The organism is Solibacillus sp. GQ1, assembly GCF_059758555.1.
In genome coordinates, this window is sequence record NZ_JCAXEX010000007.1 from 14,007 (window position 1) to 39,636 (window position 25,630).

The following is a 25,630-nucleotide window of genomic DNA, read 5'->3' on the forward strand; positions in this document are numbered from 1 at the left end:
AATGGTTATGAAGGTGGACTAGCATTTTTAATACTAATATAAAGTGATCCATTTTCTAAAATTTGCGCATAATAAACATTATCGATCTCGTGGATATTTTTCTTCGCTAATTTTTTTCTGAGCCAGTCTTCAGTAAGCTGAAGCTCCGTTAAGTTTTTCTGAATAATTTTCCCGTCCGAAATCAATTCCAGAGGAAAGTATTGCGGGGCAGGGGCAGACACTGATACGTCTTCTTTTGTTGCAGTCCGGGCAAGCGGCTTTTTCAGGACACTTAATTCTCCATTTGTTTCAAAAACGGCATATAGTACTTCATCAAATGAGAAAATGCTCTGTTCACGCAACAGCATAGCGAGCTCGTCCGGATGAAGCCGTGCTTTTCTCAATTCATTATTTAATATGACACCGTTATTAATGACAATCGACGGTTTATCGTCAAAAAGGATACGTGCTTTTGAAGATCTGAATGAAATATAACTAACGGTAATTGTTAATGCAGCCCACACGATTAAAGAAACCATGCCGTCTAAAAAAGGGGTTTCCACTTGAGTCGAGACTTCGGCAGCAATCGAACCAAAAGTGATCCCCGTGACATAATGGAAGAAAGTGAGCTGACTCACTTGCTTTTTACCGATGATGCGGGCGAGTATTAATATCGCGAAAAAGGAAAAGCTTGCACGTAAAATCATTTCGCCAAGGTTCAGTTCTATGATAATCCCTCCTTATAAAGGGTAGTATGAATAAAATGCGATTATCTATGCACCCTTAGTGCATTCAATACGAGAGGCAAAATTGAGGGGTATTTTTATAAAATTAGCGAGTTGCTGAATTAAAAATTATGAGTAATGTATTGATAGCAGAAAGAATGTGAAAAAATGTCGACTACAACAGTAAAACAATCAAACCCTGTCTACCCAATTATGGTCTCGATAGGGGTATGTCACTTAATTAATGATACGATGCAGGCAGTTATACCGGCAATGTTCCCATTATTGGAGAGGGACTTAGGATTAACGTTTACGCAGCTTGGTATGATTTCGTTTGTCCTGAATATGGTTGCCAGCCTTCTACAGCCGGCCGTCGGATTTATGACAGATAAGAAGCCATTTCCGTATGCATTGCCGCTTGGGATGGTGAGCTCGTTTATCGGGCTGACAATGCTCATATTATCGGGCGAATACTGGATGATTTTAGTGTCGGTTCTATTCTTGGGACTTGGTTCAGCTATTTTCCACCCAGAAGGCTCACGCGTGTCGTTTATGGCGGCAGGTAATAAGCGAGGCTTGGCTCAGTCCATATATCAGGTAGGGGGCAATAGCGGACAGGCATTAGCCCCATTACTAAGCGCATTTATCATTTTGCCTTTCGGAATGTACGGCGTTTCCGTTATTCTTATTTTTACAGCAATCGGAATCTTTTTATTAACGAAAATATCGATGTGGTATAAACGTCAGCTCGAAGCGGAAAAGAGATCAAAAATTAAAAAAATGCTGATTTCATCCTTGCCTCCTTTAACGAAAAAGCAGGTTGGAATGGCTTTAATCGTACTGCTGTTCATTATATTTGCTCGTTCGTTTTACGTTACGAATATAACAAGTTTCTATGTCTTTTATTTATCAGAACAATATGGGATGAGTATTGAGCGCGGTCAGCTGTTTATCTTTATATTCATGGCAGTTGGGGTTGTAGGCACATTTTTTGGTGGTCCATTATCAGATCGCTTCGGTCGGAAAAATGTTATATTGCTTTCGGTGATCGCCCCGATTCCGTTTTGCTTGGCACTTCCGTTTGTTCCTTTGCCTGCTGTAATGGTTTTACTTATTATTATCGGACTCTTGATTATGGTTAGCTTTACAGTGACTGTTGTGTATGCACAGGAACTTGTCCCATCCAAAATCGGGACAATGGCCGGTTTAACAGTCGGTGTTGCATTTGGAATGGGAGCAATTGGCTCGGTTGTTATCGGAATCCTTATCGACAAAATGGGAATACACTTCACAATGAATGCTATATCGGTACTGACATTATTGTTGCTCGTAGCATTTTTCCTGCCGCGTGATCGAGTAGGGGAATAGGAAAATAAAAGAACTTCGGATTTTTATGTCCGAAGTTCTTTTTTAATAATCCTCCACCAAAATATACGTCATTCTCACCGGCCCGTGTACGCCGACGACTAAGTTCATTTCGATATCTGCGGAGTTGCTTGGCCCTGTAATGAAATTAACACAGGACGAGACATGTGACTGCTCTCGTAAAAACTGGGCAGCTTGTGTCATGCGGGGAACGATGCTGCTTTTCGGTATAATGGCAATAGAATTTTCAGGTAAAAATGAAAGCGTCCGGCCGACTTCCGGTGATGCTTGAAGCATAATTGTGCCGGATTCCGCTAATGTCACGTTGCTGATTACGACACCGACATTTGCCTGTTCAGCAAAATCGATATTTTCCTTACCGTTTGCAGATTGCCACTTTAAATGTTCATATTGTTCAAAAACCGATAACACATTCAATACTCTAAAACGCGGATCATTGCTGTAAATTACACGCCCACCACCGTATTCTGCAATTGTTTCATTTAATATTTCAGGCAACTGCTGCTGTGTGCATTTTTTTAATGTAGTGTGGATGTTCAAGCATTGTTCTCTCAACACTTCGATAAGTTCTTCCATCGAAGCATCCTTCAATACTTCGTGTTGAGGGAGGTGCTTCCAGTTTCGTTCCGGTTTTGTTAAAGAAGGGGCGGACCTGCCAAGACGAGCAGCGACAGTTTGTAAAAAGGATTCTCGATTTTGAATCACTTAGATTTGCCTCCTTTATTATGCTGTTCGAACCAGTCACGGAAACGTTCTTTTTGTACGGAAGGAAAATCACGATACGCTGTCCAGTTTTTCAGAGGACCGGGACCATTTGTAATTTTCTCGTTTTTCGTGAACGGCTTCATAACGGTTGAAGCTACTTTAGTGCCCAACTGGTAGATTGATTGCGAAGAAGTGCCCATTCCAAATGCCTGCATTAACAAACTTTCACTGATCGGGGCACGGCCTTCCCGTTCCACAATCACTTCCCTATGCTTATGAAGCAATTGGTGCAATGGAATTTTCACTGGGCATACATCCGTGCATGCACCACATAAAGTAGAAGCGTAAGGAAGCTCTTTATAATCATCATAACCACCCAATAAGGGGGATAACACGGCACCAATGGGACCTGAGTAAATAGATCCGTACGTATGTCCGCCGACATGGCGGTAAACAGGGCATGTATTAATACATGCCGCACAGCGAATACATTGTAAAATCGATTGGAATTCGCCACCTAAAATCGAGGAACGTCCATTGTCTACAATGACTAAATGGAATTCTTCGGGGCCATCGACTTCGAGAGCTTCTTTGATGCCTGTCAGCACTGTAATATAGCTTGTCAACTTCTGGCCAACCGCGCTGCGTGTCAGCATGCCGACAAGTACTTCCATTTCCTCAAATGTTGGTACTAAACGTTCCATCCCCATGACGGAAATTTGCGTTTTAGGTAATGCAGTTACTAAATCCGCATTTCCTTCATTAGTTACTAAACAAACAGAACCCGTTTCGGCAACGGCAAAATTGCATCCTGTAATACCGATATCCGCCGTTAAGTAATGATCACGTAAAACTTTGCGGGCATGCAGTGCTAGTTCTTCAGGTTGGGAGGAAGCCGTATAGCCAATTTTTTGTTCAAATACTTCCCGAATCTGATCTTTATTTTTATGAAGTGCCGGCGTCACGATATGTGAAGGGGGGTCATGGTCATCAAGCTGCAAAATATATTCGCCTAAATCGGTTTCAATTACTTCACATCCCAGTTGTTCCAAGTGTGAGTTTAAATTGATTTCTTCGGTTACCATCGATTTAGCTTTCACTATCTTTTTTGCATTTTTCTGTTGGGCAATTGTTGAAATGTATTCGGTAGCTTCTTCTGCAGTTTGTGCAAAAAACACATGGCCGCCTCGCGTTTCAACGTTTGTACTCAATTCATGTAAATAGTAATCAAGATTTTCCAATACATGCTGCCGGATTTCTTCTCCATGATTGCGCCATTCTTCCCAATCTAAAGGATCAACAGCAGCGCTCCGTCTTGTTTGAAAACGATGTTGAGCGCCTGCTACCGCACCGCGCATAAAATCATTTTCCAAGTTGGTCGAAAGACGTTCTTTAAATTTTTGCTGACTGATTTTCATCGCCATTTGAAACACGTCCTCTCTATTAGCGGCAATTCAATATTTCTGCGATATGCATTGTTTTAATTTCAATGTTTTTCCGGTCAATCCGTCCGCCGATGTTCATGAGACATCCGGCATCAGCTCCTATTAAATAATGGACAGCAATTTGCTCGGCAGAAGCAATTTTTTCATCTACCATCTGTTCTGAGATCTGTCCCATTTTAATAGAGAATGTTCCGCCAAAACCGCAGCAATTATCCTTTAGAGGCATTTCAAGCAGTTCAAGACCGTCTACATTCTGGAGCAATGTGAGAGGAGCCTGCTGCACTTTCAATAAGCGCGTCATATGACAGGAAGGGTGATAAGTAGCCGTTCCGTTCAGTTTTGCTCCAACATCCTCAATTTTAAGTACATCGACAATAAATTGTGTCAGTTCATAAGTCTTGTCTGCGATTCGTTGTGCCTTTTCCTGCCAAAGCGGTTCATCTTTAAAAATATGAACATATTCTTTCAGCATGTATGCACAAGAACCTGATGGACAGACGATGACTTCTGCATCTTCAAAAACTCGAATTGTGTTTTTCATCGTTTCTTTAGAAGCTTTTACATAGCCGCTATTATAGGCCGGCTGACCGCAACAAGTTTGGCCTTTTGGAAAACTTACTGTACAACCTAAGCGCTCCAATAACTCAACCGTGTTTTTCCCGATATTACTTTGAATCATATCGACTAAACATGTAGCGAATAATGATACATTCATCCAATCCCCCCTGTTCCATTAAATTTACAACTTTCTGATAATTAAGTCAACAGGTCATCTGATGACTTGGGAAATTAGTATTTAAAGAGAATAATATTGTATTAAAACATTATTGGTTGAAAAGTAATGATTCGACGGTTTCAAGATGTTTTGCCATCGCCTTTTTAGCCTGTATATCATCTGCATTCACTAAAGCATTGTAAATCGCGGTATGTTCTTCGTGTAAGTTGTATAAAGCAGCATGATCTGTAGTGGATAAAATGGAACGAGTATGCTGGATTTGGCGTGCAATCGGCTTTGAAACACTTTGCAGCATTGAAACTAGTAAAGGGTTGTCCGCTGCTTCAGCAATGATTGCATGAAATTGCATATCGGCATTACTGCTTGTCTCAGGATCGATTAGAGCATGGTTCATTTTACTGAGTGCTTCTTTTAATTGTTCAAGCTGACGATTTGTTCTGTGTTTTGCAGCATTTTCGATTAATCCTAATTCCAAAATTTTTCGTACTTCAAATATTTGCTGTAAATCCTGCTGTGAAAAGGATACGTATGTAGGAATATTTAACGAAATATCCTGGGCCGTTACTTTGCGGATATAAGTTCCTTCTCCTTGGCGGATTTCGATAATACCACGTGCCTGAAGAGCAGTTAAAGCTTCACGAATTGCAGAGCGACCAACTTCAAAGTTTTTTGCAAGCTGTTCAACGGAATCCAATTTATCACCAGGTGATATTTCCCCGATCATAATTTTCTGTTCAATAATAGCGGCTATTTGTTCATATAGTTTTTTTGTTTTTGGTACTTCAAATTTCATTTTAAAAATCCTTCCTGCTTTATAAATTCTAAAAAAAGCTGTTCCAATAACTTGGAAACAGCTTTGTATTAAGGTTTTAATGAAGTAAAGCGATCTTTAGGAAGAATTTCAGGGTTGTTAACAGTACCTTCTGTTATATCGGCCTCTAAAAGTTTCCCGTTATAATTAAACTTGAATATACCATTATCAAAGTCTGTCCCGATTTCCTTAAAGAAAATCCCTTCCAGAGCAATAATTTTAGGGCATGTAAACACGACTTTATAATAATCATTTTCCTGGATTATATAAGCACGTACACCTTTTTCGTAAACATCGATCAGTTCATCCTCAGAAGGACGCTTTACCGATACTATATGAAAATCAACGAATGGTACTTCTTTTAAGAGAACATTCAAGAAAGAACCTTTTGTGATTTCCTCCCAGCGGCTTTGAGCACTCTGACCTACGATGATTTGCGTGATATTAAAATCCATTGCGATTTCTGTAATCACTTTATGGAATGGGCGTTTTTCATTATCCTTAATAATGAATTGTTCTACTTCCAATTCATCAGTCAGTTCTTTCCACTGTTCGATATAGCCGGATTTTTCTGCATCAAATGCATCAAGTGGCTTTGAATCAACAGTCAACACATATAATGGGCAGTCAAGTAATGTAGCAAGCTTGTGTCCTCGGCGAATTAAACGCTCACCATTTTGTCCGTAATATACACAAACCAAAATACTTTCGTCTAATCGGCCTTTAACATGTTTCATTTTAGTTCGCACCTCTTTTTCTTATCCTATAATAATGAATTGAATCCGAATATATATTGAGAAATTAAGCATAATTGAGATAAAACGAAGGCTATTACAGTGCAATGCACCCATTATTATTGTATACTTATTTCTATGATGCATATTTATATTCAGTAAATTTTTTGTTATATTTTTGCTTTTCCAATTTTTATTAAATTACCCTTGTTTGAAAATATATTCCCCATATGCCACATTATTATGAAGATAGTTATATAGATAGTCAAGTGTGATTGTTCGATTGCCGAACTTTACATATTTTATTGGCTCACTCGGTTAGGAGGTTATTGCTTTTGCTTATTGCTTTTTCGATTATGCTTCCGTTTCTTGCTGCAGCATTAATCCCATTAATATACAGGAGATTTAAGAATATACATTTAGGTTGGTTCGTATTAATTGTCCCTGTTGCTTTATTTTCGCTTTTAGCTACATATATCCCTCGAATTGCCAATGGTGAAATGTTCATAAAGACATTTGAGTGGATCCCCTCTTTCGGTATTAATATTACTACTTATTTAGACGGCTTGAGTATGATTTTCAGCTTACTCATTACTGGGGTAGGCAGTTTAGTAATACTTTACTCAATTTTCTATTTATCAACGAAAGAATCATTACACCATTTCTATTGCTATTTACTATTATTTATGGGCGCGATGTTAGGCGTCGTCTTTTCAGATAACTTAATGGTGCTTTATGTATTTTGGGAATTAACGAGCGTATCGTCATTCCTGTTAATTGCATTTTGGCATCATCGTAAAGCATCTCGTGCAGGTGCGCGTAAAGCAATGACCATTACCGTTTCTGGTGGTGTTGCGATGCTCGCTGGTTTTTTAATGTTATATGTTGCATCCGGAACGTTTAGTATTCGCGAAATTATTGCGAATTTGGATGTCGTGCAATCGAGCGTGTATTTTGTTCCGGCAATGTGTCTTGTACTTTTAGGTGCGTTTACAAAGTCAGCACAGTTCCCGTTCCATATTTGGCTGCCGGATGCGATGGAAGCACCGACACCTGTTTCCGCCTATTTACACTCTGCAACGATGGTAAAAGCGGGTATTTACTTAGTAGCTCGTACAACACCGATTTTCGGCGGGCATGAAGTATGGTTCTGGGCAGTGAGCGGGGTAGGTCTTCTAACATTATTCTGGGGTTCCTTCAATGCGGTTCGCCAGTATGATTTAAAGGCACTGCTGGCATATTCCACAATTAGTCAGCTTGGACTGATAATGTCTTTATTTGGTCTTGGTTCTGCAGCACTGCATTTTGGTTATTCAACACAATCGGTTATTTATACGCAGGCTACATTTGCTGCACTATTCCATTTAATCAACCACTCGACATTTAAAGGTGCGCTCTTTATGATGGTCGGAATTGTCGATCATGAAGTAGGAACACGCGATATTCGCCGATTAGGCGGATTGATGGCGTTAATGCCATTTACATTTACGATTGCAGTAATCGGAAGTGCCTCAATGGCAGGTTTACCACCATTTAATGGCTTTTTAAGTAAGGAAATGTTCTTTGCAGCAACATTAAAAATTACACAGCTTGATATTTTCTCACTTGATAGCATCGGCCTTTTATTCCCGATTATCGCCTGGGTGGCCAGTGTATTTACGTTTATTTACTGTGTCATTATCGTCATGCGTACATTCTTCGGGAAAATACAGCCGGATCGTCTGGAAAAGCCGCCACATGAAGCGCCGTTTGGTATGTTAATTTCACCATTTATTTTAGTTGCCTTCGTGATTGGAATTTTTATATTCCCGAATGTTTTGGGACATTATATTTTAAGTCCGGCGATGGCAAGCATTTACCCAATGTTCCCATCTGTAGAGGAAATGACGCCTCATATCGCAGCATGGCATGGTTATATAAATACGGAACTTATTATGACGTTTGGTGTCATTGTTGTAGGGGTTTTCTTATACCGTACATTAAAAAAATGGCGTCCTGTCTATCTGTGGATACCGCAAAGCTTTACGCTAAATGCGATTTATGAACGTGTGATTAATTCAAGTGAGAGTGTATCAGGACGTGTAACAAACCGTTATATGAACGGTAATTTAACGTATTATTTCGTTTATATCTATGTATTTTTTGTAACGCTACTGGCAGGGTATATGATTTATGCGGACGTATTCAGCTGGAATCCTTCGAAAGACTCGGTGATTGAGCCATATGAATTAGTTCTTGTATTCGTTATGATTGCGGCTGCAATTGCGATTATTTTTGCAAAGCAGCGTATTACAGTCGTGCTGTTGAATGGAGTACTCGGGTATTCTGTTGCCTTTTTCTTCGTAGTATTTAGAGCTCCTGATTTGGCGCTGACGCAGCTTGTCGTTGAATCGGTTACAACAGCACTGTTCTTACTATCATTTAAATATCTACCGAAGCTTAAAAATGAGTATATTTCGAAAAGCTGGCGTTTCGCGAAGGTGACAATTTCGGTTGCGGTCGGTGCAACTGTGACACTGATCGGATTAGCTGTAATGAATTACGATCGTTTTGAACCAATCTCGAAATACTTTGAGAACTCGTATGATCTGGCTGGCGGGAAAAATATCGTCAACACGATATTAGGCGATTTCCGTGCATTTGATACGATGCTTGAAGTAGTTGTACTTTTCATTGCAGGTCTAGGCGTCTACACACTTATTAAGCTTAAGGCGAAAAAGGGGGATGGAGACGTTGAAAGTAAATGATGTTATTTTAAAATCAGTTGTACGAGGCGTTGTTTTCATCGTCTTTACGCTTGGTATGTATTTATTTTTTGCAGGACATAATGCTCCAGGCGGAGGATTCATCGGCGGGTTAGTTCTTGGCTCGGGGATTGTCCTGTTATATTTGACATACGATATTGAAACTGTGCATAAGGGGATGCCGTTCGACTTTAAAAAAGTTGCTGCAATCGGTGTATTGCTGGCGACCGGCTCGGCCATTGCCTCGATTTTCTTTGACGTACCATTTTTAACGCAGACGGATGGCTATTATAATCTCCCGTTAATAGGAGAAAAGCATTTGTCCACTGTTACGATTTTTGAAGCAGGTGTCGCATTGACGGTTATCGGTACACTCGTAACGATTATTTTAAATATAAGTGAGGATGAATAGTATGGAATCATTAATGATTGTACTTGTCGGCATTCTAGTCGCAGTCGCTACTTATTTAATCCTCTCTCGTAGTGTCATACGCGTGATTGTCGGCACCGCCATTTTATCTCATGCCGTTCACCTATTGTTATTGACGGTCGGCGGGTTGAAGAAGGGGAGTGTGCCGTTATTAGGTCAAGCGGCCGCACCATATACCGACGCTTTGCCACAAGCATTGATCTTAACAGCAATCGTTATTAGCTTTGCTGTTACGGCATTTTTACTTGTGCTGGCTTATCGGATGTATTTAATGAACGGAACCGATGATCTAGGGGAACTTGGAGGGTCATCAGATGAATAATATAATAGTTTTACCAATGATTGTGCCGATAATAACGGCCGCATTATTAGTATTTTTAAATAATAATATTAAACTTCAGCGGGTTGTAAGTTTAATTACAATGATTTTTGTAATAGGGACTTCTGTTGTCCTGCTACAGCTTATTCAAACAGAAGGTATCATGCGTATAGACTTTAGTGGTTGGGCACCGCCGTTCGGTATTTTATTTGTCGCCGATTCATTCGCGGTACTGCTTGTTTTAACGGCAAGCATCGTTACAACGATCTGTTTAATTTATGCTTTTTCCACAATTGGCGAGCGTCATGAAAGAATGTATTTTTATCCATTTGTGTTGTTTTTACTGGCAGGTGTAAACGGTTCGTTTTTAACAGGCGATATTTTCAACTTATTCGTTTGTTTTGAAGTAATGCTTCTGGCGTCATATGTATTAGTTGCATTAGGCGGGGGAAAGATACAGCTGCGCGAGTCGATCAAGTATGTACTCATTAATGTTGTCGCATCCTGGATTTTCCTCGTTGCACTGGCGTTTATGTATGGAACGTTAAAGACGCTTAATATGGCACATATTGCACAGCGCGTTGCAGAAGCCGGTCAAGATCCGTTATTAACGGTTGTCGCACTTGTTTTCCTCATTGTTTTTGCTTTAAAAGGAGGATTGCTGCTATTCTTTTGGCTGCCTGGTTCTTACAGTGTGCCTCCAACAGCAGTACAGGCATTATTTGCTGCGCTATTAACAAAAGTCGGCATGTATGCATTATTCCGTACGTTCACGCTTATGTTCCCGTTACAGCCGGAAATTACGCATACGGCCATCGGTGTGATGGCAGGGCTGACGATTATTGCGGGATGTATGGGTGCATTTGCCGGACGCGATGTTCGGACAATTGCTACGTATAACGTCATCATTAGTGTTGGCTTTATAATGGTGGCACTTGCGATCGGAACTGAGTCAGCAATGGCAGGCGCGGTTTATTATTTAATCCACGATATGCTTGGTAAGGCGCTGCTGTTTTTACTTATTGGAACAATGGTGCTTTTAACAGGGGAAATTGTCGTGAAAAATATGAATGGGTTAATTCGAATTTATCCGGTATTTGGGTGGCTGTTCTTTATTATGATGTGTGCGCTTGTCGGAATTCCGCCGTTAAGCGGGTTTATCGGAAAAGTATTGATCGGCCAAGGTGCTGTTGAAGCAGAGGCGTATATTTTATTGGCACTAGCATTCGGTTCGAGTATCATCGTACTCTATTCATTAATGCGTATTTTCCTTGCTTCATTTTTTGGAGAAACATCGATTAATGAAGAGGACAAGATTCGGATGCCACGCGGTGCGATGGTATCGTTTGTGCTATTGACGATTTGTATCGTTGCTTTAGGAGTTGGCGCAGAAGGGCTGGCAGTTTATGTGAATGATGCAGCCTACACATTATCCAACCCTTCCGTATACATTGATGCGATTTTAAATACGAATAAGTAAAGGAGGGTGAGCACATGTTAGGTCAATTTATTATTAATTTATTTATTGCGGCGCTATGGTTTTTGTTGAAGGATGATCCAACTGCAGACTTTACGACGTTTATGTCAGGCTTTTTAGTCGGAACATTGATTTTATATGCTATGCACCGATTTTTCGGAACACAGTTTTACTTGCGTCGTGTACTAAAGATTATTAAGCTCATCCTCATATTTATTCGAGAGCTGCTTTCATCAAGTATTTCTGTATTAAAACAAGTGCTGGATCCACAGATGAATTTTACACCGGGCATTTTTACTTATGAAACAGAATTAAGAGGGGACTACCAAGTAACGACATTGGCCCTGTTATTAACATTGACACCGGGTTCTGTTGTAATGGAAGTCTCAGAAGATAACAGCACGTTTTATATTCATGCGATGGATATAGAAGAATCGAAAGAAACGGTACTCCGTTCAATCGGCAAGTTTGAACGTGCCATTTTGGAGGTGACACAATGATCGATTTGATTCTAAAGGCGGCACTTGTTCTATTTATGGTGGCAATCGGACTATCCCTATTTCGTGTGATAAAAGGGCCGTCATTACCTGACCGCGCAATCGCACTTGATACGATTGGTGTAAATTTAATTTCTGCGATCGCCATCGTGTCGATTGTTTTAAAAACAAAGGCATTTTTGGAAGCCATTTTAATATTGGGTATTTTAGCATTTATCGGAACGATCGCATTCTCGAAATATATAGAAAGAGGTGTCATTGTTGAACGTAAATCAGCTGATTGAATTAATGGCGGCACTTCTTATCTTGTTTGGTGCAATTGTGAGTGTCATTAGCGCATTCGGCATGATACGTTTACCAGATGTGTATACACGCTCACACGCAGCAACGAAAAGTGCGACACTCTCTGTATTGCTTTGTTTGTTCGGCGGGTTCATTTACTTTTGGATCCATGATGGCTATGTGAGTATTCGCCTCATTTTAGGGATTATCTTCGTATTTATTACAGCCCCTGTTTCCGGGCATTTAGTATGTCGCGCGGCATATCGTTCACGCGTACCGCTAGCTGAAGGTTCTGGAGACGATGCATTAAATGAAATCCTGTTCGGCGAAGAAAATTTGCAAGTAAAAGAAGAAGTGGAAGCTACATTGAAAGAAATTAAATAATGAATGGAAAAGCATTTTAAAAGTGATGGCATGTCGCTTTTAGAATGCTTTTTTTAGTGGATAAAAAATAGAGCAATGTGGATAACTTGTAGATAAAGTTCGGTACTTATCATAGGTAAAGGGACAGTTATTTATTTTTTAACTAAGCATTATTACGAGAAATTAAAATTATTCATTTTTTTATAAGAATGGGCAGGTTTAACTTAGAAAAATGTGACGATTTTTAGAACAAATGAAAATATATTCGAATATTTTTTTGGAATCTTGTTCTAAAATAGAATTCCACAATATTCTTTGTGGATAAGTATAATACAATCTGTTGAAAAATCGTGATTAAATTGTGGATAATTAACGTTAATGTGTATAACTTTGTGGATAAATAGTATATGTGGATAATATTTCTTTATTTATTGACAAATAAGCTCGTTTTTTGTATAGTACATTACAACACTAATGTACTGGATAACTTGGAAAGGAGAATCTCATTGATTTTTAACACACAAAGTACAATGCCTATTTATATGCAAGTAGCGGAATGGATTGAAAATGAGATATTGGCGGATCGGGTGCTTCCGGAAGGAAAAGTGTATTCGCAGTATCAGCTTGCTGAAATTTTTAATATTAATCCGGCAACCGCAGGAAAAGGCCTGACAATTTTAGTAGAAAAAGAAATTTTATATAAAAAGAGAGGACTTGGAATGTTCGTGATCGGGGATGCAAAACATCGGATTTTAACAACAAGACGAAGTGACACATTGACGAAGATGGCAAAGGAAATCGTAGAAGAAGCAAAACGTTTAGGCGTGATGGATGAAGATTTGATTGAGCTGATCAAGCATATTCAAAAGGAGGTGTGAGTGAATGATTGTATACCGCTTAGTTTATTAATAGATTTACTGAACACTTTCAAGTACGAAAGCTATAATAATCCACTCAAGAATTGGTAAACGGATTTTACACTTGAATGTTCCGAAACAGTTCAATATTATTGATAAAGATGGGTGGTATTAGTCGCTGCTTAAAACTCACAATGAATTGAGCGAATAAATTGAAAAAGTTATTGAAATTAATCATTTTTATAGGTGTTGTCTATCTATTTTTATATATAAATAATAATTGGCTTGTAACAACCGATTATGTACATGAATCAGAGAAAGTTCCGGAAAGCTTTGATGGTTACCGGATTACCCAAGTTACCGATTTGCATGATGCGACATTCGGGGAAAATCAGTCAAGGTTAGTGGAAAAAGTGCGGGCTACCAAACCGGATGCTATTTTCATAACGGGTGACTTAGTGGATAGTCGCCGCTATGACTTGGAAAACAGCTTGCAGGCTGTGCGCCAATTAGTCGATATTGCGGATGTTTACTATGTTCTTGGCAATCACGAGGTTGCATTGAATTTAACAGATGAAATTTATGCGGCTTTAAATGAGCTGGGTGTCCATGTGTTACCGAATGATGCGGTACAGTTGGAGCGCAACGGAGAGCACATTGTCATTGCGGGTATTGAGGACCCGTTAATGGGGAAAGAAGTGGGACAGTCGATCGATGAAGCACTGTACAATATGAATCCAGATGCATTTAAAGTGCTACTGTCGCACCGTCCTGAGGTGTTTGAAACATATGTTGAAAAGGACATTGACCTAGTGTTAACAGGACATGCACATGGTGGTCAAATTCGTCTGCCATTTATCGGCGGACTTTTTGCGCCAACTCAAGGTTTCATGCCAACATACACAGCAGGTATTTATGAACAGCAGGATACGGAAATGATTGTAAATCGGGGCTTGGGGAACAGCCTGTTTCCTTACCGGGTCTTTAATCTGCCTGAAATTTATGTCGTTGAGTTGAAAAAGGAAAGCTAGTTAGTAGTTTTCTAATATATGCTGCAGGTTTTCTAATAAACTGCAAAAAGTTCTAATATATTTCCAGACCTTCAATAAAGGGCGGAATTCCCGTTATCACAGCGCAAAATATTCGTAAGCTTATGCAGATTATCGTAAAATAAGTGAAAATAGATTTTAGGAGTATGCAAATGGAAGGGATTATTACACTACTTGCAATGGTGGGAATTATTGCAATGATTGTGCGTTTTATGCCGAAAAAAGGCGTGAAATATATTACTACAAAAGAACTGCAGCCTTTACTGGAAGACGAGAAATATGTATTTGTGGATGTCCGGACGGAAAAAGAATATAAAGAGGCCCATATTCCTCAGTTTATTAATCGTCCGCTTGGAACGTATTTAGGGGATTTGCCGAAAGATCGTCCTGTTGTTGTCATTTGCCAAAGTGGTGCGCGCAGTAATAAAGCGTGCAAGGAACTCGTAAAGCTAGGTTATACCGATATAACAAATGTTCGCCGTGGGATGAATGGACTGCGTGCAGGATAAAATAAGAGAAGCTAATGAATGGCTCAACCCATCATTAGCTTCTTTTTCATTTATCCCGCATTAACGGGTAGTAAGACTCCAACCTCCAGGTTTAGGCAGGGCAAAAAAATAGGCGGGAGATCAACTACCCGTAAAAGCCCGATTGGTTCAACTAACAATCCGTGGTGGAAAACCCCCACGGATTGAAGTTTCACTTTATCGAACTGCTTCTTTCATTGCCTCAATCAGCGCTTCAGCTGAAATGGTTTTTTCACCGCCGCCTTGGACAAGTGCATCATTTCCGCCGCCTTTACCATTAATGAGCGGTAAAGCAGTTGCAGAAATATCTTTCATCGATTTTGTTTGCTCACTGCCGCGTGCCGCAACAAATTGTAGCTTGTCTTCATTATTGGCAACGAGCAGTGCGATTGCCTCACCATTTTGCTGTGTAATAAAACGCGCCAGCTTCTGCAGGCTTTGAATCGAGCGGTTTTCAAATGTCGCTGCAGCAACTGTTTCGTTTGCTAATTCTTTTGCTTCGAATTCAAGAAGGGCATCTTGTGCTTCCGTTAAATTCTTCTCTGTTTGCTTTGCTGTTTTCGCGAATTTACGCAACGCATCAGCAGCTTCATCTTCCGGTGCGCTCAATTGGCGTGCCACATCGCTTAAAACCTGTTTACGCATAGCCAGCTGCTGTAACACGCGATTGCCGCAGACGAAGTGTACACGAATCTGCTTCTTCATTTTCTCTGTAGCTAAAATTTTCAATAAGCCTACTTGTCCGGTAGAAGTGGGATGTGTACCACCACAGCCATTGTAGTCATAGTCAGGGATAATAACTAAACGAATATCTTCGTCGACTTTTACATCTTTCCGTAAGTTATATTGTGCTAATTCTTCTTTTGTCACCCACTTAGTTTCAATAGGACGGTTTTCCCAAATAATTTCATTAGCCCGTTTTTCCACTACTGCCAGCTGATCTTCCGATACTTCGCCAACATTTAAATCGATTGTGACAAGCTCTGTCCCTAAGTGGAAGCTCACTGTCGCCATATCGAATAATTCCACAAAGGCTGCTGTTAAAATATGTTGTCCCGCATGTTGTTGCATATGGTCGAATCGGCGCGACCAATGAAGTTTCCCGGATATTTCCCCGGAAATATTCGACACATCGGCTGCCGTATAATGACGAATTTCCTCATCAATTTTCTCAACATCGATAATTTCCAATTCATTAATCCAGCCCGTATCGTGGGGTTGCCCGCCACCAGTAGGATAAAACGCCGTATTGTTTAGTACAATGAAATTTCCTGTGTCGTCTTTACCTGTTCTCACAACTTGTGCCGTAAATTCCTTTATCATTGCATCTTCGTAATAAAATAGATTTTTCAAAGTCCATCACTCCTTAGTTTCTAGTTTGTCATATGAAAACGTTGCTGTCACGGTGTAAATAATGATTGTTATTTGACGCGGGGCAATTTTCGTTTATGATAAAATAGAAGCATTTCCCGGAAGGAGCATGAATATGAATATTACGCAATTTTCAATAGAAGAAATTTTAGATCCGACAAAGATTATTGAAGGTAAGCGTTATGAGTTTTTATTAGATGTAGAAGTGGATGAGGAAGATGAACTGTATTCCGCTGCAGGATTAGAGATTCGTGTGATTGTAGGGGTAATTGACGACAATGTACGCATCGTGAACTATTTTATTATTGATAAATCTAATAATGAGTTTTTGGATTTTGCATTGGAAGAAGACGAAGAAGCGATGATATTGGAGTTTTGCAAAGAGGAATTATATGCTGATTCAAGTGAAACAGAAGCTGAATAATCGGTATAAAAAAGGTAGCGAATGCGCTACCTTTTTTTATTCAATATATTTTGTTTTTAACTGGTCTGCACCAATCCCGCCGATTACCATTAAAGCTAGCGGCAAGAAGTTTGATAGGATTTTTGGTAAGCCTTCAGGAATAATAACATCCATACCAGCAAAATGATTTAAACCCATAATAATCAGTTTTGCAACCAATAAAAATGCACCTAATAAAAATACGCTATCAAAGAACGCTTTCCATTTTGGATACGCCAATTTCTTACTATCTCGAATTACTTTTTCTTTCAATTCACCATCACTCCTCAACATTTCATCAATTGTGATGCCAAACAAATCACTCAAATCAATGATTACTTCAATACTCGGATAGTTCTTCCCGGTTTCCCATTTAGAAACGGATTGGCGACTAACATGGATTTTTTCGGCAAGATCCGCTTGTGACCAACCTCTTTTTTCTCGCTCTTTTTTTAATCGTTCACTAAAAATCATGTGAGTCATCCCCTTCCTTGTTTTCAGTATTGATGAAATGTACGGGTAAAGTAAAGATAGTTATAGGTGCGTAAGGCAGCAACCTCTTGTTGCCACTGCAGTTTTTGCAGTTTAATCATACATTAAGATAGTAAAAAATGAAAAAATATAAATAGGAGTATCCCGCAAAATTACTTCAACGGGATACTCCTGTTTTGTTGTAAAAACTACTTACCAAGCGGCAATTGCGCCATCTGTACGTGGCTCTGTTCCACCATACAGCACGCCTGTCTTCTGGTCCCGCCATATAATTTGACCGCGTCCGAAACTGCCGCCGTCGACTGCAACTCGAATGTCGTGGCCTTTACGTTGCAATGCATGCACTAAATAACTAGGGAAGTGCGGCTCGACTTCGACGCGCTTTTCACCGATCCATTGCCATCTGGGCATATCAAGTGCTGCTTGCGGGTTGAGTGCGAAGTCGATTGTGGATGTAACGACCTGGAAATGCCCTTGAGGCTGCATATAGCCACCCATTACGCCAAATGGACCGACCGCTTCATCATCCTTTGTCAAAAATCCTGGGATAATTGTATTGAATGTTCGTTTTCCAGGCTTTAAGAAGTTTGGATGTGTTTCATCCAGTGAGAAATCATAGCCCCGGTTTTGAAGCGCTATACCTGTTTCCGGAATGACAATGCCTGAACCGAAGCCCATATAGTTACTTTGGATATACGACACCATATTGCCGTCCGCATCAGCTGTTGCCAAATACACCGTACCGCCTTTTGGAATCTCGAAAGGTTTTGGATCAATTGCTGTCTCACTGATTTCAGCAAAGCGTGACTCTCCGTAAGTGTTTGATAAAAGTGTATCGACATCGACCGGCATGTCATTTGATTCTGTGACAAACGCCTTACCGTCCGTATATGCTAGCTTCATCGCTTCAATCTGATTATGTAATGTTTGTGCATCCTGCCATTTTGACTTGGCATGCTGATAAATGTTCAGCGCCATCTGTGCAACAATACCCTGTCCATTCGGCGGAATTTCCCATACGTCATAGCCCTTGTAATGCACTTTAATCGGGTTTACCCATTCAGGTTCATAGCTTGCCAAATCTTCCTTTGAAATAAAGCCGTTATGTTTTTTCATGAAGGCATCAATTTTATCTGCGATTTCGCCCTTGTAGAAAGCCTCGCCATTTGTTTTGGCGATTTTACGCAACGTATCTCCGTGTGCTGGAGAGTTCCATACTTCGCCAACTTCCGGCATCCGTCCATCGATTGAAAATGTTTCAAACCAATGTTGGAATTCTTCGGATGTGAAATTCTTTTTATACTTTTTATAAGCCGATTGCCAGTATTGTCCGAGTGTTACGGAAATCGGATATCCTTCTTCTGCATAGGAGATGGCAGGGGCTAATACTTCGCTTAACGGCAATTTCCCAAATCGCTTTGATAAGGCTACCCATGCTGATGGTGCCCCTGGAACAGTAACGGGGATAACTCCATGCATCGGTATATAATCTAATCCTCGCTCTGTTAATGCTTCTTTGGAAATCGACTTGGCAGAAGGACCAGAAGCGTTTAACCCGTAAAGTTCATCTTTCATCCAGACGAGGGCAAATGCATCCCCGCCGATTCCGTTTGATGTAGGCTCAACAACAGTAAGTGCTGCTGCTGTCGCGATTGCTGCATCGACTGCATTGCCGCCTTTTTTTAAAATATCCAGTCCCGCCTGTGCTGCGAGCGGCTGGGATGTTGCGACCATTCCACGATTGGCGATGACTGTATTACGCTTACTTGGAAATGGATAATGTAAAAAGTCCAAAAAAAATCCCCCTTTGAATCTAATGGCCCAATAAAACGAATATTACGACTATTTTAGTACAGAAGGAGGTTCATTACAATTTAAATATTTCAGATTCCGAAATAAAAAGCTGTTTGGAAAGGGGGATTAGGCTTTCCAAACAGCTTCGAAATCATATTACTTTAACAGTTTATCAATCCAACGCTGCACTTTTAAGCCTTCCTCGAATGGTACGACAAATGCTTCTTCGCCTAAAAGGACTTTTCGACATGCATCGAGCATTGTTTCAGGGGCTTCGGCAAGGGTAATCTCCACTTCCGGCTCATGGGCTTTGCTTGTGTAGACATTAGACCAGTTTCGTAATGTTACAACTTTTTCTGTTCCGAAAATTTTAAAGTCGATGCGCTCTTCCTGTCCGATACCTGCAAGCCCGTTAATGACCATCGGGATGCCGTTTGCTGTTTTCGCTAAAGCAGATACCCCGACTTCACAAAGTGCTTGATCTTCAGGGTAAGCTGTTTCATGCGCCAAAATTTCAACATCACCGAATAAATGGTGTGTTAATTGCAAATAATGCGGGAAAATCTCCCGAATAAAGCCACCTTGCTTACGTGAAGCAATCCAAGGATTTTGCTGCCATTTACGCGGCCATTCAGGGAAATACGTATGCAGTTCAATACGGGTAATGTCACCCATATCTTTTGCAAGCTCTTGTTTCAGCTGATGGACTGCCGAACCGTACATTAACGGAAAATGCATCGCTGTTTGAACATTGGATTCATTTGCGATACGAACCATTATTTCTCCGTCTGCTGCATCATGGGCAAGCGGTTTTTCCGAGAGAATATGTAATTTGTGCTTTGCAATTTCTGCAGCAAGTGTTGCATGGCTGACAGGTGGTGTGCCGATATAAACCCAGTCCGGTTTTAAATTTAATAGCGCTTGTAAATCATTCGTTGTGGGTACATTATATTTAGCCGCCAATTGTGCTGTACGTGCTTCATTCGTATCAAATATTGCGGAAATTTCATAATGTTCGTTTTGCAGTGCCTGGTTAATAATGCGTTCACCGACAACACCAGTACCGATAATGCCAATGGTTGTTTTAGTCATTAAAGATTCTCCTTTTTTTATCAATTATGCCTTGGCGTAATTGCGTCTGGATTCGGCTTTGCGCCCCGGCGCAAAGATGTCCTTATCGAATCCATGACATCCGCCGGAGGCTTTATTTCTTTCGTCCGGTGTATGCCGGACGAAAGAAATATGGGATTTTTCTGATAGTTAGTGTAACATATTTTGGGAATACATAGGATTACGAAACAATAGTAATGGTATGCTATTAATAGAAATAATTTTCGGTAGCATTTTATTAAGAAAGAGAAAAGTGTATTGAGGAGTGGATCAAATATGAAAGTTGTAATTATAGGCGGAGACGCGGCAGGTATGAGTGCAGCAATGGAAATTGTGCGTAATAATAAGGCCGCCCACGTTGTCGTATTAGAAAAAGGCGAAGTTTATTCTTATGGACAATGCGGATTGCCCTACGTAATTAATGGAAAAGTTCCTCATGCAGAAGATTTGATTGCAAGGGATGTGGAGGAGTTCCGCTCGAAATACGGAATTGATGCACGCATTTTCCATGAAGTGACAGCAGTTGATACAAAACTCCAAAAAGTGAGTGGTATTGATGTAAACAGCAAGGAGCCATTCGAATTTATATACGATAAACTGCTCATCGCAACAGGAGCATCACCAACAATGCCGAAAATCGAAAATGCTCATTTAAAAGGGATTTATACAGTAAAAACAATTCCACAAATGAATGAACTGATGGAACAGTTGCCGAATGTGAAGCACGTTACGGTCATCGGTGGAGGTTATATTGGTCTTGAAGTTGTTGAAACAATACGGGAGCGCGGTCTGGATGTGCGTCTCATTCAACGGGGAAGCACATTAATGTCGATTCTTGATGAGCAGCTGACCGATATTATTTATGAGGAAGCAGTCAAAAATGGTGTGGAAGTTTTATTAAATGAAGATACGATAGGCTACGAAGGAACAGAATTTGTGGAGGCAGTTCGGACAAACAGTGGTGTGCATAAAACAGACCTTGTCATCGTCGCGACAGGAGTCCGTCCAAATACACATTTTGCACAAGGTTTTGCCAAGCTGGAAAATGGAGCACTTATCGTCAATGAAAAAATGGAGACTTCGATTGCTAATGTGTATTCGGCAGGGGACTGTGCATCTCATTTTAACCGTGTAAACCAGAAGGACGATTATTTACCGCTTGGGACGACAGCAAACAAACAGGGGCGAATTGCCGGGTTGAATATTGCTGGCTTTAATCAGAAGTTCGCTGGAATTGTCGGAACATCCATCTTAAAGTTTTTTGATCTGCATATAGGCATGACAGGATTAAATAATCAGGCTGCAGATCGTTTAAATGCACTTGTAGAAGCGTATGTAATGGAAGTGAATGATATTGCAAGCTACTATCCGAATGTCCAGCCGATGAAGCTTCGAATGCTTGTCGAACAGCAAAGCCGCAAGCTCGTTGGTCTCCAAATAGTAGGAAAGCACGGGGTCGATAAACGGATTGATGTATTTGCGACAGCGCTTTACAATAAAATGACCTTCGAGGAACTGTTGGACTTGGATTTAGCTTATGCACCGCCATTTAGCGGCGTGTGGGATGCGATTATGCAGGCACCAAAACGCTATGGTAAAAAAAGATAAAACATCAAAAGCTCCAGCTACTATTGGGAAATAGCTGGAGCTTTTTGGTGCTTAACTTCTTTTAGTAGCATCTTCCCACCTATATAAAAGGTTGCAAGATGGCTGGAGGAAGTGTTTATATTTGTTTAAAGTGTGTGTTATAAACACTCGCTAAATGAAGTTAAAACCTCAGGTGGATATCCAACGTTGGATACAATTACGCTGTGACGTAATCGGCAAAGAGGTGGTTAGTCAAATTTGTTCAAATTAATTATGTATAGTTATGCGTTCATTCATGCTAGCAGCTATGACTTTCTGCAAAGGTGGAATCATGATGAAGGCTCACTACTTGTTTTGAACTTATCCATACTATAGCGCATAATTATTAGCAAAACGCCATTTTAATGAATATGTAAATAACATGTAAAATAGCTGATTATATAGCAAAACCTTTCGTATCAAGGGTTTAAAGGTGTTTTTAGTGCTTTTTAAAAATTTTTTATTGTATTTGTATAACAATAATATGACATCTGTGACGAAATAAAGAAATATTATGTTGGAATAAATAAAGTGAAGCAAAACAAACTAAATTTATCATCGAAAAGGAGGAATCATGATGAAAAACGACAGACATGATGTTTTCAACAAAGGATCGGAAAATGCGATAAGTTTAGGGAAAATGATTAACAATACAAAAGAAAATATACACGAGGCTGAAATTAGTAAAGAGTTTGCTCTTCCTGATGAACTGGAAAATATTGAAGAAAAAAATGCACGTCGCAGAACAGCCATTGCCCAATTGGAAGAACAAATCAGAGAAAGAAAAGCAGCCAAAGCTAGAAGGGACTCATTTAAATAGCGTTTTTTTAGTTTATAAATAAATAACCCATTTTAAACGTTAATCTTAATTTTTAGATTAACGTTTTTTTTGTATAAAACAGAGCTAAGTTTTATGAGATTTTTGTTGGGAAGTTTTCATTTTCATACTAAAACTATCATACAGTGTTTTGGGAGAGTTCTTCTATTTTAAATAGGATTGCTCAAAATAGTTATTTGCACCAATCAAATGACTTGAAGGAGGCTTTAAATGAAAGTAACAGAATATTACCAAGCATCTGTACAAGAAGTAATGAAAAAGTTAGATGTGACGCAGTATGGATTAACTGATTACGAAGTCCGCGGCCGCCAGAAAAAGTATGGCTATAACGAATTAAAAGAAGGAAAGCAGAAAAATATTTTCGAAGTTTTCTTCGAGCAGTTTCAGGATTTTTTAGTGCTCATTTTAATTGTTGCGGCAATTGTTTCAATCTTCCTTGGAGATATGGACAGTTCCATTGTCATTTTAATCGTCATTATATTAAATGCCATTCTCGGAACGGTTCAGCATGCCCGAGCTGAAAAATCATTGAACAGTTTAAAGGAAATGGCGGCACCCGTTTCAAAAGTTAAACGTAACGGGGAAATTATTGAAATACCATCTAGAAATGTAATAGTAGGGGATCTGCTCATTTTGGAAGCGGGCGATTCTATTAGTGCGGATGGACGAGTAGTCGAAAGTCATAGTTTGCAAATAAATGAAAGTTCATTAACAGGCGAATCTTTGGCGGTCGATAAAGTAGCCAATACAATTGTTGAAACAGAGCTTGCACTAGGAGACAGAAAAAACATGGTGTACTCCGGCAGCTTTGTGACAAATGGTCGTGGGGCAGTAGCAGTTACTTCAATCGGTATGAATACGGAAATCGGAAAAATTGCTAAGCTGATCGACAATGCGAAAGAGAAAAAAACACCTTTGCAAATCAATCTTGATAAATTCGGAAAACGTCTTGCCATTGGAATTATCCTGATTTGTATCGTAATTTTTGCTTTGGATATTATTCGGGGGCGTGAGCTGATTGATTCCTTTATGTTTGCAGTTTCCTTGGCGGTCGCGGCAATTCCTGAAGCGTTAAGTTCGATTGTAACGATTGTACTGGCAGTAGGGACTCAAAATATGGCAAAGGAAAATGCGATTATCCGTAAATTGCCGGCAGTAGAAAGTTTGGGAAGTGTTTCGATTATTTGTACAGACAAAACCGGGACGCTGACACAAAACAAAATGACGGTTCAGGAAGTTTATACGGGCGAGCAGTTCTTCTCCTCCAACGAGCTGGAGCCGACCAACCCGAGTCATAAAAAACTGCTTGATTTTGCGATTCTTTGCAATGATTCTATGATGCTAAGGGATAAAACAATAGGAGATCCAACAGAACTTGCACTTGTAAAGTTAGGACATGAATTTGAAATGAGTGAGCAACTGATACGCGGGCTTCATCCGCGTGTAGGAGAGATTCCTTTCGATTCCACTCGAAAATTGATGAGTACTGTTCACCGTATGGGGAACCGTAATGTCATGATTACTAAAGGGGCAGTGGACGAGCTTCTTCCCCGTATTAGTCGCGTCGATTCAAGCAGCAGTTCGATTATTACGAACGAGCAGCTAGAAAAGATTAATCAGGCGAATACCGCATTTTCGAATGCCGGATTACGGGTAATTGCCATTACGTATAAAGAAGTCTTTACTTCTAATATAAGTAAAAAGGACGAGCAAGGCTTAACATTTGTCGGGCTAATCGCGATGATGGACCCTCCGCGCGATGAATCGGCACAGGCAGTTGCAGACTGTATGGATGCGGGCATTAAACCTGTCATGATTACAGGGGACCACAAAATTACGGCAATCGCGATCGCGAAACAGCTCGGTATATTAAAAAGTCCTGATGAAGCAATTGAAGGAAAGGACATTGAAAAGCTTTCGGATCGGGAATTGAAAAATAAGGTGGAAAGCTTCTCTGTCTATGCTCGTGTATCTCCAGAGCACAAAATCCGTATTGTAAAGGCTTGGCAAGAAAAAGGACATGTTGTCGCAATGACGGGGGACGGGGTAAATGACGCCCCGGCACTAAAACAGGCTGAAATTGGTGTGGCAATGGGGAAAACAGGAACTGAAGTGGCTAAAGATGCGTCAGCAATGATTTTAACCGACGATAATTTTTTAACAATCGTCAAATCGATTTCCAACGGACGAAGTATTTATGCCAATATAAAAAATGCGATTAAATTCCTGTTATCCGGAAATGCAGGGGCGATCTTCGTTGTTTTATATGCAACGCTTTTCGCATTACCGGCTCCGTTTCTGCCGATCCATCTATTGTTTATCAACTTATTGACGGATAGCCTGCCAGCGATTGCGATTGGATTAGAACCGCATAATAAGAAACTGATGAAGGAAAAACCGCGGAATATAAATGAGTCACTGCTAAATAAAAAATTCGTATCCCAAGTAGGATTTGAAGGAGTAATTATTGCGGCAGTCACAATCATCGCCTTTCAAGTAGGCTTATCGACAGGTGATACAGCAGTTGCGACAACAATGGCGTTTGCAACATTATGTTTATCAAGACTACTGCATGGGTTCAATTGCCGTTCGGAAGATTCCATTTTTAAAATCGGAATTTTCTCGAATTTGGCAGTTTGGATTGCCTTTTTACTCGGGTTTACAATATTGAATTTTGTCCTGATCAACGGGTTATTCGAGGTAGCCGATTTGACGAGTAGCCAATATTTAATGATTTATGGATTATCGTTAGTGCCGTTAGTTATTATCCAGGTTCGTAAACTGTTTTTCGGATCTGCCAAGGCGTAAATAGAAAATGTAATGAACAAAACAGTATATGGCAACTTTTTTAGCTGGTTAACATAAAAATAAAGTTAACAAGGTTATGGAAG

Annotated in this window: 25 protein-coding genes; 15 read left to right on the forward strand and 10 right to left on the reverse strand. The window is 40.0% G+C overall.

Annotated features, from left to right (window positions below):
* Positions 1 to 5 precede the first annotated feature (5 nt).
* Positions 6 to 686, reverse strand: a complete 681-nt coding sequence (locus AC6CH1_RS18080) for a YetF domain-containing protein (protein WP_251691362.1) — start codon at positions 684 to 686, stop codon at positions 6 to 8.
* 186 nt (positions 687 to 872) lie between these two features.
* Here AC6CH1_RS18080 and AC6CH1_RS18085 point away from each other — a divergent pair, with 186 nt between their 5' ends.
* Positions 873 to 2,072 (forward strand): MFS transporter, encoded by a 1,200-nt coding sequence (locus AC6CH1_RS18085; RefSeq protein WP_251691364.1) that lies wholly within the window; start codon positions 873 to 875, stop codon positions 2,070 to 2,072.
* A 42-nt stretch (positions 2,073 to 2,114) separates the two neighbouring features.
* Here the strand turns inward: AC6CH1_RS18085 and AC6CH1_RS18090 are convergent, their stop codons facing one another.
* The 5 genes from AC6CH1_RS18090 to AC6CH1_RS18110 form a co-directional block, all read right to left on the reverse strand.
* Complete coding sequence (locus tag AC6CH1_RS18090; RefSeq protein WP_498318725.1) at positions 2,115 to 2,795, reverse strand: LutC/YkgG family protein; 681 nt, start codon at positions 2,793 to 2,795, stop codon at positions 2,115 to 2,117.
* Positions 2,792 to 4,219, reverse strand: a complete 1,428-nt coding sequence (locus AC6CH1_RS18095; RefSeq protein WP_427714128.1) for a LutB/LldF family L-lactate oxidation iron-sulfur protein — start codon at positions 4,217 to 4,219, stop codon at positions 2,792 to 2,794. Before AC6CH1_RS18095 ends, AC6CH1_RS18090 begins: the two co-directional genes overlap by 4 nt.
* Before the next feature lie 19 nt (positions 4,220 to 4,238).
* Entirely contained in the window at positions 4,239 to 4,955 is a 717-nt protein-coding gene (locus AC6CH1_RS18100; protein WP_251691370.1) for a (Fe-S)-binding protein, read from the reverse strand.
* Between the two features lie 109 nt (positions 4,956 to 5,064).
* Positions 5,065 to 5,769 (reverse strand): FadR/GntR family transcriptional regulator, encoded by a 705-nt coding sequence (locus tag AC6CH1_RS18105; RefSeq protein ID WP_498318726.1) that lies wholly within the window; start codon positions 5,767 to 5,769, stop codon positions 5,065 to 5,067.
* 68 nt (positions 5,770 to 5,837) lie between these two features.
* A complete protein-coding gene (locus AC6CH1_RS18110) occupies positions 5,838 to 6,524 on the reverse strand; it encodes an adenine nucleotide alpha hydrolase family protein (RefSeq protein ID WP_251691374.1) in 687 nt (228 codons plus the stop codon).
* A 332-nt stretch (positions 6,525 to 6,856) separates the two neighbouring features.
* On the opposite strand from AC6CH1_RS18110, the gene AC6CH1_RS18115 reads away from it, so the two are divergent.
* The 10 genes from AC6CH1_RS18115 to AC6CH1_RS18160 all read left to right on the forward strand — a co-directional run bounded on the left by AC6CH1_RS18115 (position 6,857) and on the right by AC6CH1_RS18160 (position 15,048).
* Positions 6,857 to 9,268, forward strand: coding sequence for a Na+/H+ antiporter subunit A (locus AC6CH1_RS18115; RefSeq protein ID WP_498318728.1), 2,412 nt, complete (start codon positions 6,857 to 6,859; stop codon positions 9,266 to 9,268).
* Positions 9,255 to 9,677, forward strand: a complete 423-nt coding sequence (locus tag AC6CH1_RS18120; RefSeq protein WP_251691378.1) for a Na(+)/H(+) antiporter subunit B — start codon at positions 9,255 to 9,257, stop codon at positions 9,675 to 9,677. Before AC6CH1_RS18115 ends, AC6CH1_RS18120 begins: the two co-directional genes overlap by 14 nt.
* Before the next feature lies 1 nt (position 9,678).
* Positions 9,679 to 10,017, forward strand: coding sequence for a Na(+)/H(+) antiporter subunit C (locus AC6CH1_RS18125; protein WP_008407452.1), 339 nt, complete (start codon positions 9,679 to 9,681; stop codon positions 10,015 to 10,017).
* Positions 10,010 to 11,494 (forward strand): Na+/H+ antiporter subunit D, encoded by a 1,485-nt coding sequence (locus tag AC6CH1_RS18130; RefSeq protein ID WP_251691380.1) that lies wholly within the window; start codon positions 10,010 to 10,012, stop codon positions 11,492 to 11,494. Before AC6CH1_RS18125 ends, AC6CH1_RS18130 begins: the two co-directional genes overlap by 8 nt.
* Positions 11,495 to 11,508: 14 nt before the next feature.
* A complete protein-coding gene (locus AC6CH1_RS18135; RefSeq protein WP_079523224.1) occupies positions 11,509 to 11,991 on the forward strand; it encodes a Na+/H+ antiporter subunit E in 483 nt (160 codons plus the stop codon).
* Positions 11,988 to 12,272 (forward strand): Na(+)/H(+) antiporter subunit F1, encoded by a 285-nt coding sequence (locus AC6CH1_RS18140; RefSeq protein ID WP_008407457.1) that lies wholly within the window; start codon positions 11,988 to 11,990, stop codon positions 12,270 to 12,272. Before AC6CH1_RS18135 ends, AC6CH1_RS18140 begins: the two co-directional genes overlap by 4 nt.
* Positions 12,250 to 12,654 carry a Na+/H+ antiporter subunit G gene (locus AC6CH1_RS18145; RefSeq protein WP_251691382.1) on the forward strand — a complete coding sequence of 135 codons (405 nt, stop codon included), beginning with the start codon at positions 12,250 to 12,252 and terminating at the stop codon, positions 12,652 to 12,654. Before AC6CH1_RS18140 ends, AC6CH1_RS18145 begins: the two co-directional genes overlap by 23 nt.
* Before the next feature lie 485 nt (positions 12,655 to 13,139).
* Positions 13,140 to 13,511, forward strand: coding sequence for a GntR family transcriptional regulator (locus AC6CH1_RS18150; protein WP_251691384.1), 372 nt, complete (start codon positions 13,140 to 13,142; stop codon positions 13,509 to 13,511).
* Between the two features lie 191 nt (positions 13,512 to 13,702).
* On the forward strand, positions 13,703 to 14,521 hold the full coding sequence (locus AC6CH1_RS18155; protein WP_251691386.1) for a metallophosphoesterase: 819 nt from the start codon (positions 13,703 to 13,705) through the stop codon (positions 14,519 to 14,521).
* A 170-nt stretch (positions 14,522 to 14,691) separates the two neighbouring features.
* On the forward strand, positions 14,692 to 15,048 hold the full coding sequence (locus AC6CH1_RS18160) for a rhodanese-like domain-containing protein (protein WP_251691388.1): 357 nt from the start codon (positions 14,692 to 14,694) through the stop codon (positions 15,046 to 15,048).
* Between the two features lie 195 nt (positions 15,049 to 15,243).
* Here the strand turns inward: AC6CH1_RS18160 and AC6CH1_RS18165 are convergent, their stop codons facing one another.
* Positions 15,244 to 16,419: an alanyl-tRNA editing protein gene (locus AC6CH1_RS18165; RefSeq protein ID WP_498318729.1), complete on the reverse strand. Its 1,176-nt coding sequence runs from the start codon at positions 16,417 to 16,419 to the stop codon at positions 15,244 to 15,246.
* A gap of 133 nt (positions 16,420 to 16,552) precedes the next feature.
* On the opposite strand from AC6CH1_RS18165, the gene AC6CH1_RS18170 reads away from it, so the two are divergent.
* The gene (locus tag AC6CH1_RS18170; RefSeq protein WP_251691398.1) at positions 16,553 to 16,861 is read left to right on the forward strand and encodes a DUF6509 family protein; all 309 of its coding nucleotides are present in this window, start codon (positions 16,553 to 16,555) and stop codon (positions 16,859 to 16,861) included.
* A 36-nt stretch (positions 16,862 to 16,897) separates the two neighbouring features.
* Here the strand turns inward: AC6CH1_RS18170 and AC6CH1_RS18175 are convergent, their stop codons facing one another.
* The 3 genes from AC6CH1_RS18175 to AC6CH1_RS18185 all read right to left on the reverse strand — a co-directional run bounded on the left by AC6CH1_RS18175 (position 16,898) and on the right by AC6CH1_RS18185 (position 20,257).
* Positions 16,898 to 17,353: a helix-turn-helix domain-containing protein gene (locus tag AC6CH1_RS18175; protein WP_251691400.1), complete on the reverse strand. Its 456-nt coding sequence runs from the start codon at positions 17,351 to 17,353 to the stop codon at positions 16,898 to 16,900.
* A gap of 210 nt (positions 17,354 to 17,563) precedes the next feature.
* Positions 17,564 to 19,165 (reverse strand): gamma-glutamyltransferase family protein, encoded by a 1,602-nt coding sequence (locus AC6CH1_RS18180; protein WP_498318730.1) that lies wholly within the window; start codon positions 19,163 to 19,165, stop codon positions 17,564 to 17,566.
* A 156-nt stretch (positions 19,166 to 19,321) separates the two neighbouring features.
* Positions 19,322 to 20,257 (reverse strand): Gfo/Idh/MocA family protein, encoded by a 936-nt coding sequence (locus AC6CH1_RS18185; RefSeq protein ID WP_498318731.1) that lies wholly within the window; start codon positions 20,255 to 20,257, stop codon positions 19,322 to 19,324.
* A 294-nt stretch (positions 20,258 to 20,551) separates the two neighbouring features.
* Here AC6CH1_RS18185 and AC6CH1_RS18190 point away from each other — a divergent pair, with 294 nt between their 5' ends.
* From AC6CH1_RS18190 to AC6CH1_RS18200, 3 genes are all read left to right on the forward strand, one after another.
* Positions 20,552 to 21,883 carry an FAD-dependent oxidoreductase gene (locus tag AC6CH1_RS18190; protein WP_498318732.1) on the forward strand — a complete coding sequence of 444 codons (1,332 nt, stop codon included), beginning with the start codon at positions 20,552 to 20,554 and terminating at the stop codon, positions 21,881 to 21,883.
* A gap of 595 nt (positions 21,884 to 22,478) precedes the next feature.
* Positions 22,479 to 22,721: a spore protein Tlp gene (locus AC6CH1_RS18195; protein ID WP_251691408.1), complete on the forward strand. Its 243-nt coding sequence runs from the start codon at positions 22,479 to 22,481 to the stop codon at positions 22,719 to 22,721.
* 228 nt (positions 22,722 to 22,949) lie between these two features.
* Positions 22,950 to 25,547, forward strand: a complete 2,598-nt coding sequence (locus tag AC6CH1_RS18200; protein ID WP_498318733.1) for a cation-translocating P-type ATPase — start codon at positions 22,950 to 22,952, stop codon at positions 25,545 to 25,547.
* The last annotated feature ends 83 nt before the right edge of the window (positions 25,548 to 25,630 follow it).

Bases quoted from the DNA above. Each gene is read 5' to 3' on its own strand.
- AC6CH1_RS18080 (WP_251691362.1), bottom strand. From the start codon at position 686: ATGATTTTACGTGCAAGCTTTTCCTTTTTCGCGATATTAATACTCGCC.
- AC6CH1_RS18085 (WP_251691364.1), top strand. From the start codon at position 873: ATGTCGACTACAACAGTAAAACAATCAAACCCTGTCTACCCAATTATG.
- AC6CH1_RS18095 (WP_427714128.1), bottom strand. From the start codon at position 4,219: ATGGCGATGAAAATCAGTCAGCAAAAATTTAAAGAACGTCTTTCGACC.
- AC6CH1_RS18100 (WP_251691370.1), bottom strand. From the start codon at position 4,955: ATGAATGTATCATTATTCGCTACATGTTTAGTCGATATGATTCAAAGT.
- AC6CH1_RS18105 (WP_498318726.1), bottom strand. From the start codon at position 5,769: ATGAAATTTGAAGTACCAAAAACAAAAAAACTATATGAACAAATAGCC.
- AC6CH1_RS18110 (WP_251691374.1), bottom strand. From the start codon at position 6,524: ATGAAACATGTTAAAGGCCGATTAGACGAAAGTATTTTGGTTTGTGTA.
- AC6CH1_RS18125 (WP_008407452.1), top strand. From the start codon at position 9,679: ATGGAATCATTAATGATTGTACTTGTCGGCATTCTAGTCGCAGTCGCT.
- AC6CH1_RS18130 (WP_251691380.1), top strand. From the start codon at position 10,010: ATGAATAATATAATAGTTTTACCAATGATTGTGCCGATAATAACGGCC.
- AC6CH1_RS18135 (WP_079523224.1), top strand. From the start codon at position 11,509: ATGTTAGGTCAATTTATTATTAATTTATTTATTGCGGCGCTATGGTTT.
- AC6CH1_RS18140 (WP_008407457.1), top strand. From the start codon at position 11,988: ATGATCGATTTGATTCTAAAGGCGGCACTTGTTCTATTTATGGTGGCA.
- AC6CH1_RS18160 (WP_251691388.1), top strand. From the start codon at position 14,692: ATGGAAGGGATTATTACACTACTTGCAATGGTGGGAATTATTGCAATG.
- AC6CH1_RS18170 (WP_251691398.1), top strand. From the start codon at position 16,553: ATGAATATTACGCAATTTTCAATAGAAGAAATTTTAGATCCGACAAAG.
- AC6CH1_RS18175 (WP_251691400.1), bottom strand. From the start codon at position 17,353: ATGATTTTTAGTGAACGATTAAAAAAAGAGCGAGAAAAAAGAGGTTGG.
- AC6CH1_RS18185 (WP_498318731.1), bottom strand. From the start codon at position 20,257: ATGACTAAAACAACCATTGGCATTATCGGTACTGGTGTTGTCGGTGAA.
- AC6CH1_RS18190 (WP_498318732.1), top strand. From the start codon at position 20,552: ATGAAAGTTGTAATTATAGGCGGAGACGCGGCAGGTATGAGTGCAGCA.
- AC6CH1_RS18195 (WP_251691408.1), top strand. From the start codon at position 22,479: ATGAAAAACGACAGACATGATGTTTTCAACAAAGGATCGGAAAATGCG.
- AC6CH1_RS18200 (WP_498318733.1), top strand. From the start codon at position 22,950: ATGAAAGTAACAGAATATTACCAAGCATCTGTACAAGAAGTAATGAAA.